The 8,922-nt window shown below is 63.1% G+C and carries 14 protein-coding genes; 9 read left to right on the plus strand and 5 right to left on the minus strand.

Annotation, left to right across the window (positions count from 1 at the left end; all coding sequences use genetic code 11):
* Positions 1-57 precede the first annotated feature (57 nt).
* Positions 58-1,068 carry a YihY/virulence factor BrkB family protein gene (locus EOA24_RS18055; protein ID WP_126083258.1) on the minus strand — a complete coding sequence of 337 codons (1,011 nt, stop codon included), beginning with the start codon at positions 1,066-1,068 and terminating at the stop codon, positions 58-60.
* 383 nt (positions 1,069-1,451) lie between these two features.
* Here EOA24_RS18055 and EOA24_RS18060 point away from each other — a divergent pair, with 383 nt between their 5' ends.
* The 4 genes from EOA24_RS18060 (at position 1,452) to EOA24_RS41650 (ending at position 4,059) form a co-directional block, all read left to right on the plus strand.
* Positions 1,452-2,459: an HWE histidine kinase domain-containing protein gene (locus EOA24_RS18060; protein ID WP_127256646.1), complete on the plus strand. Its 1,008-nt coding sequence runs from the start codon at positions 1,452-1,454 to the stop codon at positions 2,457-2,459.
* A 6-nt stretch (positions 2,460-2,465) separates the two neighbouring features.
* Entirely contained in the window at positions 2,466-2,822 is a 357-nt protein-coding gene (locus EOA24_RS18065) for a response regulator (protein ID WP_127256644.1), read from the plus strand.
* Between the two features lie 93 nt (positions 2,823-2,915).
* A complete protein-coding gene (locus EOA24_RS18070) occupies positions 2,916-3,506 on the plus strand; it encodes an NAD(P)H-dependent oxidoreductase (protein WP_126083259.1) in 591 nt (196 codons plus the stop codon).
* A 385-nt stretch (positions 3,507-3,891) separates the two neighbouring features.
* On the plus strand, positions 3,892-4,059 hold the full coding sequence (locus EOA24_RS41650) for a hypothetical protein (protein WP_189342077.1): 168 nt from the start codon (positions 3,892-3,894) through the stop codon (positions 4,057-4,059).
* 15 nt (positions 4,060-4,074) lie between these two features.
* On the opposite strand, the gene EOA24_RS18075 is transcribed toward EOA24_RS41650, so the two are convergent.
* Positions 4,075-4,323: a hypothetical protein gene (locus EOA24_RS18075; RefSeq protein WP_126083260.1), complete on the minus strand. Its 249-nt coding sequence runs from the start codon at positions 4,321-4,323 to the stop codon at positions 4,075-4,077.
* A 571-nt stretch (positions 4,324-4,894) separates the two neighbouring features.
* Here EOA24_RS18075 and EOA24_RS18080 point away from each other — a divergent pair.
* Positions 4,895-5,080: a hypothetical protein gene (locus EOA24_RS18080; protein WP_042640038.1), complete on the plus strand. Its 186-nt coding sequence runs from the start codon at positions 4,895-4,897 to the stop codon at positions 5,078-5,080.
* A 27-nt stretch (positions 5,081-5,107) separates the two neighbouring features.
* Here EOA24_RS18080 and EOA24_RS18085 read toward each other — a convergent pair whose 3' ends face one another.
* Complete coding sequence (locus tag EOA24_RS18085; RefSeq protein WP_126083261.1) at positions 5,108-5,413, minus strand: hypothetical protein; 306 nt, start codon at positions 5,411-5,413, stop codon at positions 5,108-5,110.
* 16 nt (positions 5,414-5,429) lie between these two features.
* Positions 5,430-6,485: an SDR family oxidoreductase gene (locus tag EOA24_RS18090; RefSeq protein WP_126083262.1), complete on the minus strand. Its 1,056-nt coding sequence runs from the start codon at positions 6,483-6,485 to the stop codon at positions 5,430-5,432.
* 158 nt (positions 6,486-6,643) lie between these two features.
* Between EOA24_RS18090 and EOA24_RS41655 the strand changes: the two genes are divergently transcribed.
* Both EOA24_RS41655 and EOA24_RS18095 read left to right on the plus strand, forming a co-directional pair.
* Positions 6,644-6,820, plus strand: a complete 177-nt coding sequence (locus EOA24_RS41655) for a hypothetical protein (RefSeq protein WP_189343168.1) — start codon at positions 6,644-6,646, stop codon at positions 6,818-6,820.
* Between the two features lie 206 nt (positions 6,821-7,026).
* Positions 7,027-7,326, plus strand: a complete 300-nt coding sequence (locus tag EOA24_RS18095) for a DUF982 domain-containing protein (protein ID WP_042642795.1) — start codon at positions 7,027-7,029, stop codon at positions 7,324-7,326.
* Positions 7,327-7,454: 128 nt separating this feature from the next.
* On the opposite strand, the gene EOA24_RS18100 is transcribed toward EOA24_RS18095, so the two are convergent.
* Positions 7,455-8,174: a Crp/Fnr family transcriptional regulator gene (locus EOA24_RS18100; RefSeq protein ID WP_126083263.1), complete on the minus strand. Its 720-nt coding sequence runs from the start codon at positions 8,172-8,174 to the stop codon at positions 7,455-7,457.
* Between the two features lie 160 nt (positions 8,175-8,334).
* Between EOA24_RS18100 and EOA24_RS18105 the strand changes: the two genes are divergently transcribed.
* A complete protein-coding gene (locus EOA24_RS18105; RefSeq protein ID WP_126083264.1) occupies positions 8,335-8,568 on the plus strand; it encodes a hypothetical protein in 234 nt (77 codons plus the stop codon).
* Positions 8,569-8,598: 30 nt separating this feature from the next.
* Positions 8,599-8,922: alpha/beta fold hydrolase (locus EOA24_RS18110; protein WP_127409951.1), on the plus strand; the 324-nt coding region annotated here is incomplete at its 3' end.

Genomic DNA, 8,922 nt, shown 5'->3' on the forward strand with positions numbered 1-8,922 from the left:
ACCGGTAAGGGATACGCCTTTTTCCAGGGCGGGGCCGCATTTGCTGGACACTCGGTTTTATCGCGGGCGGTTCGGCCTGTTGGCGCCGGTTTGCGACATCAGCGCGGTGATCAGGCAGGCGATGACAATCCATACGGCGACTTCGATGCCCGAGGCGCCGCGCGCCGGCGGCGGGGCGGTGGCGGCTGCCGGCGGATCGGCGGCCACCGCTGGCGCGAGGTCCGGCCGGCTGCCGCGGCGCAGCGAATAGGCGCGGGTGATTTCGGCGCCGAAGAGGAAGATCTGCGCCGAATAGTAGACCCAGACCAGCACCACCATCAGGGCTCCGGCCGCGCCATAGGAGGTGGCGATGGCGCTGGTGCCGATGTACCAGCCGATGAGCGACTTGCCGATGGTGAAGAGCAGCGCAGTGACCAGCGCGCCGACGCCGACATCGCGCCAGGTGAGCTCCCTGTCGGGCAGGACCTTGTAGATCGCGGCGAAGAGGAACGCGATCAGCGCGAAGGAAACGATCGTGTTGATGGCGCTGACGATCAGTTCTCCGAAAGGCAGGCTCCGGTTGATGATCTCGCCCAGCGCCGCGATCGCCGTGCTGGCCGCGAGCGAGACCAGGAGCAGGAAGCCGAGCGCAGCCACGAGGCCGAGGCTCGCCGCCCTGGCCCTTACAAGGCGCGACAGCGACGCCCCGTTGGGCCTCACCTTCCAGATTTCGTTGAGCGACTGCTGCATCTCGCCGAAGACGCCCGACGCCGTGACCAAAAGCGTCACCACTCCGATCAGCGTGGCAAGCGCGCTCGACCAGCCATGCGAAGCGGTCTCCAGCGTGGCCTTCAGGAGGTCGGCGCTCTGTGGCCCCATCACGCCCGATATCTCGGCCGTCAGCGCCAGCTGGGCGGCATCGTTGCCGATGACGAAACCGGCGATCGCGACGACGATCAACAGGATCGGCGCTAGCGACGTGGTGGCGTAGAAAGCCATCGCCGCGCCATGGCTCAGCGCATTGTCATTGATGTAGCCGCTGACGCTTTCCTTCAGTATGATCCAGCCTTCGTCGACCCAGCGCGGCATCGCCCCCTCACCTGTCTCGGACACGGACCGGGCGCGGTTCGGTGCCGGCTTTGTCGGACTGCATATTTCCTGCCATTGCTGACAAGACCTCCCTTGAGCGGGCCGGGTGGGACAAGAGCTCGACTGCCTTTTCGTTGGCCAGAGCGAGAAGCCGGAGAAACCAGCCCTGTTCTCTTTGCCACCAGGTCCGGCTGACGCGGCCCGCCAATCACAACCCGGCGCCGGCGTGATGGTTCCGGGAACACCCGAAGGCCGGAGGCCGAGGAGTACGGACCCCGGCGCCGATGCCATAAAGCCGCTTCGCGCGATCTTCGCTTTGGAGAAGCGCGGTTGTATGATCTGCGGCAGGCTTATAGGCTGTCGGGTTAACGGGTATTTCGGCAATGGATTTGGAAGACCTCTACCGGATTCTGCGGACAGGTCACGTGCAGGCCCAAGGCATTGTCGACACTGTTCCCGATCCCATGCTGGTGCTGGACTCCGCCCTGACAGTCCAGAGCGCCAACCGCGCCTTCTTCAGAACATTCGGGGTCGAGCGTTACGACACGATCGGACAGCACCTGTACGACCTCGGCAACGGTCAATGGGATATCCCCGAGCTGCGTCATCTCCTTGCAGAGGTGATCCCGAAAAGCTCGGCGGTGATCGATTACAAGGTGACGCATGAGTTCCCGCATATCGGGAGAAAAGTCATGCTTCTTACAGCGCGCACCGTGTTCAATCCGGACAATGTCAGCCACCTCATGTTGCTGTCGATCGTCGACATTACGGACAGAAGCCGGAAAGAAGCGGAGTTCGAAGCGGTCTTTGGAGAATTGCGCCACCGGCTCAAGAACCTGCTCGGGCTCGTGCGGGCGCTGGCCAACCAAACGAAGACGGAAGGCGTTTCGGCAGAGGAATATCGTAGCGCGTTCCTCGGCCGGCTGCAGGCCGTTGTGGATGCAAATGACCTGGCATTCAGCGATCATGGTGAAGATGGTCTCGAAGCCTTGGTGGCGCGCGCGACGAAACCCTTCAAGACCGCTCCGGAGACGATCATCATCGAGCCCGGCCCGTCAGTGACGTTGGCTTCGAAGGAGATAACGTCGCTAAGCCTTCTGCTGCACGAACTGGCAACCAACGCCGTCAAGTACGGGGCGTTGTCAGCTCGGGCTGGGACGGTTCGAATTCGATGGGAGGTCGAGCAGGGCGATCATCCATTGCTGCGCCTGTCCTGGCGCGAGAGCGGGGGCCCGCCTGTACGCAAGCCCACCTCGACAGGGTACGGAACCCAGCTCATTCAATTCGCAATCGCCTACAATCTCGGTGGCAAGGTGGAACAGAATTATCGAACCGAAGGTTTCGAAGCAGAGATAGTCGTCCCACTCGAAAGGGCCGCTCGCCCAGATTGATGGCCGGTGCAAAAGACCATCCTGATCGTCGAAGATGAATTCATCATCGCGATGGATCTTAAAGTCATGCTCGAGCGCCTGGGATGGCGGGTCCTGGGACCGGTCGCCAGAGTCGCGCACGCGCTCCGCCTGCTGGAAGACGAACTGCCGACGGTGGCCTTGCTCGACGTGAATTTAGGCGACCATCTCGTCACGCCGGTAGCCGAGGCCTTGCGCGGCCGCGGTGTGCCATTCGCGGTGGCGAGCGCTTATGACAAGCCGGAACTCTTCGGCGGGGCCGTCCTGGTGGGGGTACCCAATGTAGGCAAACCGACATCGGAGTGGAGCCTCCTGGAGGTTCTGCCGAAGCTCTCGCCGCCCTGATCCCGCGCCCCTCTACTTCTCGCGTCGAAGCCTAGGCAAAGCAACGGCGTTCGACTAGCCTCGAAGCGGGATCAGAGCCGCGTGGGGCATGCGATGAAGGTCAATGTCGTCTACGCGCATCCGGCGCAGGACAGCTACGTGGCCTCGCTTCACAGGCGTGTCTTGGGGGTCCTCAAGGCCAGGGGCGACGAGGTCGTCGACTTCGATCTTTATGCCATGAAATTCGATCCCGTGATGCAGGTCGAGGAATTGAAGGGGCACGCCGGTCCATCGCCAGCACCTGCGGAGCTGCGGGTCTATATCGACACGTTGCAGTGGGCCGAGGCGTGCGTGTTCTGCTTCCCGACCTGGTGGTCGGGCATGCCTGCTGTGCTCAAGGGATATTTCGACCGCGTGTGGCGGCCGGGGGTCGCGTTCGACCTGCCGACGGATGGCGGCACGATCAAGCCGGCGCTTTTGAATATTCGCCGTATGGGCGTCGTCACCACCTTCGGCTCGCCCTGGTGGTACACCAGGCTCTACATGCAGGACCCGGGCAGGAAGGTGCTTTTGCGCGGCTTGAAATCCATGTGCGGACGCACGGAGAAGCACCTCTATCTGGCGAAATACTCGGTGGAAAGCATCTCCAACGAGGAACGGGAAAAGTTCGCCCGCAAGGTGGAGCAGCGCTTCGAGCGTTTTTGATCGGCCCCGCAGACTGCGGACCACCTTCGTTCTGAGTCTGTGAACACTCCGCTGCTTTGTTGGCGAACTATGGATGGTGCGCGTCGATCATTGCGGCCGTGTCTTCGAGGCAACCGATGGGATCGGCCATGTTGCGGTCCATTGCGCGAAAACGATCTCGACGGTTAACAAAAGTGGATGCGCGGCCGGTGCCACATGAGCACCATGTCGGCGTTCGCCCCTGGCGGGGCCGAGCTCAAGCCACCTTCTCCCGCTGGCTCATGCCAGCGGGCTTTTTTGCGTCGCGCTTCTCCGGGCTTTTTGCCCATACCAAACCGTTTCGAGCTCGGCCTAACGAAACCTCTCCTGGCTTTGCGCTTTACTTGTAGAGCGATGGAGAGTGCGCATGCAGAAGGACGGGCACGACGAAAAGGTCGATAGCCGACTGCTGGCCGGGAAGCTGGCCAAGGAAGTGGGTATAACCGAGGCGCAAGCGAGGGAGCTAATCCATATGATCGGCTTTGACTGGACGTCCCTCGTTCGCGAAGCCCGCTTTTTGAAAGACAGGCATTGACCGGGAGCCGACCGCTTATGCGAGCCGCCTGATGCGGCCGCTTGCCAGGCGAAACACTCCGTCGGTGCCTCCCTGCCGCTCGAAGTCGGTCTGGATTTCGTCCCACGTGCCAAGATAGGCCCCGCACTCGGCGCAATGGATCGGCGTTGAGGATTGGGCGTTCCTGGGGATGTTCAACCGGATCGTTCCGCAGTGCGGGCATTCCAGACGGTGATCGAGATACTCACCCTTCGCGGCATAATGGCCGCCTCCTCCGTCGCTCATCGAAGCTCCACTTCCCTTGATAGGTTGGGCGAAAGCGTGATGGGCTCTTCCGGCGCGCGCTTGCCTTTGCTCTGTGCGGCGACTGCTCGAACTTAAACCTTCGGCGGGGTGACGCCCTAACATATGATTGGCCGAGCGATCACGGTTGGTCGCCGGCAATGTTTGCCGGACCTGTCCTGCCCAGGCCGGTTCCGACCGGGAATGTCTGTCAATCCCGCAGCTTCCTCGCTGACGCCCGAGCGTCTTGCGGTCGTTGCCCGTGCTCGCTGATCAGCTCTGTGAACCTGCTCAGGAGTGGATCCGATGCTGCTTCGCGCAGTAGCGTACCTCATGCTCCTCGCCCGCCGACACGCGGTCGCGGTATCGAAAGTCGCGTTTGGTCCTGTCGTCCGTCATGGCCGTTCCTCCTGGTCAGAGTGAACAGCGACATAGCCGGAATATTCCAAGGGGCTTTTTCAGCAGAAACCAATGCACCCCTCACCGCCCGCCGGTCGGGCGCAATCGGCGATTTGCAACAGCAGGCATTGCATCTATATTTAGCTGACTAAGTGATTCATGGCGCGGTGAGCCGATGGCCAAGAAGAAAAACAGACCGACCTCTTCCGGCGTTGCGGAGGCCTCGCGCGCCGAGATACACGAAGCCACCTATTTTGCCCGCAAATGCGGCCTCACCCGCGACGAGGCCCTGCAGATGATCCGCGAGGCGCACGCATCGCCGGTCCTCAAGCCGGCCGAAAGCGAGAAGCGCAAGCACTGATCCCTATCGAAGGAGGCGCGCGCCTCGTCACTGCCCCGTCTGCGGCGGCACCTCGCCCGGCTTGATCACCGGCATTTCGCTGCCGGTCGGCGGCGGGGTCGTCGCGTTCTTGTCGCCGGTCGGCGGCGGCTTCAGCACGCCGCCGCAATTGCCGAGCTGTTTCGACAGCTCATCCGTATCGGCCTCTTGCGTCTGTTTCTGCTGCTGGCCGTTGGCGTCCGGCTTGGCCTGGCAGTTCTGCGTCTGCTGATCCTTCGGTTGAGCGGCGGTCTGGGCCGCCGCCGGCAGCGCCGGCATCAGCGCGAAGGCCGCGATGAGAAGCGCTTTCTTCATGGGATCCTCCTGGTGGTCAGTAGCCCCCGATGATCGGCAGGATCTCGCCGGTGATGTAGCTGGAGCATTGCGGCGAGGCCAGGAACACATAGGCCGGCGCGATCTCCTCCGGCTGAGCGGGCCGCTTCATCGGCGTCTTGGCGCCGAACTGCGAAACATCCTCCGCCTGCTTTTCCGACGGGTTGAGCGGCGTCCAGACCGGACCGGGCGCGACCGCGTTGACCCGTATGCCCTTGGCGATCAGGTTGCCGGAGAGCGCGCGCGTGAAGGCGTGGATACCGCCCTTGGTCATCGAGTAATCGACCAATTCCTTCGAGCCTTCGATACCGGTGACGGAACCGGTGTTGATGATCGCCGAGCCCGGTTTCATCTGCGGCACGGCCTCCTGCGCCATGTGGAAATAACCGTAGAGATTGGTCTTCAGCGTGGTGTCGAAATGCTTTTCGGTGAGATCGGCGAAGTCGGCCGAATGAACCTGGAAGGCCGCGTTGTTGACGAGCACGTCGAGCTTGCCGAAGGCCTTGACCGTCTCGGCCACCGCCTTGCGGCAGAAGGCGCGTTTGGCGACGTCGCCGCGCAGGGTGATGCAACGCCTGCCCTCGGCCTCGACCGCCTGCTTCGTCGCCTTGGCATCGCGGTCCTCGCTGAGATAGACGATGGCGACATCGGCGCCTTCGCGCGCGAACAGCACGGCCACCGCGCGGCCGATGCCGGAGTCGCCGCCAGTGATGAGCGCGACCTTGTCCTTGAGCTTGCCGGATCCTTGCCAGAACGGCGCCTCATAGAGCGGCGCCGGCTCGATCGCCCATTCCTCGCCGGGCTTGGGATGATGCTGCTTCGGGAAAGGCGGCACGGGGTAGCGGCGCGCGCCGGCCTGCATGGCGCCCGAGGCTTTCGGCTTCGGCTTGCTGCGATCGGTGGCATCGACCTGACGCTGGATGCTGCGCTGCCTGCGCGCGGCCTTGGCGGTGTCAGGTTTCTCCCCGGTGACTGATTTCTCCCTGGCGACTGATTTCTCCCCGGTGATTGGTTTTTGGGCTGCGTCTGATTTCGTTCGGCTGCTGGTCGGCATGATGGTCTCCTTTCAGGGGACAACGCATGTCGTCGCAAAAGGTTGGCCGCGGTTCGTCTCCCCCGCCGGGATGCCGCGGATACATCAAAGTTAAATGCGGCTGGCCGGTCCGGGGTGATAACCCTTCGTCAATGGGGGGACTCTCGAGGAGGAGTCCCATGGACGTTCGAACCTTCATCGGCAGCCTGTCGGCCGCTTTGCGGCGCCGGCGCGGCGCCATGCCGCTACCACCCGCGAGGGTGATCCGCGCTTCGCTCGCCGATGTGCCGCTGAGGCCGCGCCCGCGGCCGCCGCACCGGCCGGCGCCGCCGATCCGGCCCGCCAGCAACATGTAACCTCGAGCTTGTCGCGCCGACTTGCCGGCCGGATGCAACCGACCGGCGACATCCTCGTTTAGGCCCATCCCCAATCTTGTGGTGCACCATGAAATCCTTGCCTATAAACAGCCCTCTTCTCATCCTCGCTGCCGCAGTGGTCGCTCTGGCGCCCATTGCCGGCCTTGCCTTGCGCACGCGCGAATGGCTCGGATGGTGAGGACCCGATGAGCCGTTTCCTCCCCCTCACCATCCGCTTCGTCAGCGGCGGCACGATGGTGGTCACCACGGTGGCCGAGGCCAAGAAGGCGCTCGCCGGGACCTGGAAGAACAAGGAAGCGCCGGACTATCTCAAGGCGGCGCGGCTGGTGGACGATGCGATCGCGGGCACCTGCCGGCCGGCCGTCGCCTTTGCCGCCTTCAAGAAGGCCGCCGCGCAGCAGGGGCTGCTGAAGGAGGCCGCGCCGAGCGCCGCGCTCACCATGCTGGACGAGTTGTGGTCGCGCTCCAAGGTCCCGCCAAGCTAAAGCATGTCTCTCGAAAGTGGGAACCGGTTTCGGGATAAAGACATGCGTAAAATCAAAAACCTAAAGCGCATGGAGCGAATCTGAAAGATCGCGACGCGCTTTAGAAGGCCGCTCCATCCCGGCCGCCCCTATCTCGGCTCGCGCGACATGCTGAGATAGGTCGGATCGAATTCGGCGATCGTGACCAGCCGCTCCCAGTCGAGGATCGTGATCATATGGTTGGTCCAGCTGATGACGTTCATGCGTCGCAGGGTTCCGATCACCCTGTTCATATGGACGACGGACAAGCCCAGCACGTCGGCGAGCTGGGCCTGCGACAGCGGCAGGTGGAAGCTCATGTCACGCGTCTTCTTCACCACCTGCAGCCTGACGAACAGCTCGCATATGAGATGCGCGAGATGGGACAGCTTGGAGCGGCGCCCCATGGCCACGATCCATTCGCGATGGATGGCGCCATCGACAAGCGTGTCCAGCCAGAGCAATCGGGTGAGATGCGGCGCCTGCTCGGTGATCGTCTTGAGCTTGCTGTGCTCGGCCGCCGCCACATGACAGGGCGACAGCGCGACGATGCCGTGATCCATCGTCTTGAGCAGGAAGGCATGCAGGTCGACGAAATCGCCCGCGACCTGCAGCGAGGTGAACTGGCGGCCGCCGTCCTCCAGAACCTTGTAGCGGGCAGCCAGCCCGTCGATGATCAGGGTGCTGTAGGTCGGCCTGCTTCCTTCGACAACGATATCCTCTCCCGCGCCGAAATATTTCTCGATCGACAAGGTCGATGTGAGCAACGCTTTCTCTTCGTCCGAGAGAGCGTCATGCTGGCCGAGATTGAGATAGAGTGATTCCAGCATCCGGCTGCCTCCGTTCGCCACCCCTAACGCCGCAGGCCGACGCTGGTTGCGAGCGGTGCCGCGCCGAAAGCCGGCGCATAGCCAATTCTCCCTCTGGATCAGACGTTTGGAACCATGATCGCGCCCGCGAATTGACCGTCGGATTGGGACCGACGTACCGATGCAACGCTTCTATTTCGACCTTTACAACACCGAGCACAGCCAGGAAGATACGGAGGGACAGCTCTTCGCCAGCCGCGAGCGCGCCGGCATGGAGGCGCTGCGCATCCTGCATGACGTCGCCCGCGACGAGATGCCGGGCGGCAGGCATTTGACCATCACGGTTAAGGTGCTCGACGAAAAGCGTGACCAGATCTTCGAAGCGTCGCTGACGCTGGATTCGGCCTGGACGTGAGATCGGCCGGTCCAGATACCGGAGGCAAGCATGTTCGACGATTTCGACAGCCGTGAGATCGACACGGGTGAAGCCAGGATCTTCGCTCGCCGCGCCGGCACCGGCCCCGGCCTGCTTCTGCTGCACGGCTTTCCGCAGACGCATGCGATGTGGCGCGAGGTCGCCCCAATCCTGGCGCGGGATTTCACGGTCGTCTGCGCCGATTTGCGCGGCTATGGGCAAAGCTCCTGCCCGCCATCGGCCGCCGATCATGCGCCCTATGCCAAGCGCGCCATGGCCGCCGACATGGTCGCGCTGATGGAGAAATTGGGTTTCCGGCGCTTCATGGTTGCCGGTCACGATCGCGGCGGGCGT

The sequence above is a fragment of the Mesorhizobium sp. M2A.F.Ca.ET.039.01.1.1 genome (genome assembly GCF_003998035.1).
Taxonomy (GTDB): domain Bacteria; phylum Pseudomonadota; class Alphaproteobacteria; order Rhizobiales; family Rhizobiaceae; genus Mesorhizobium.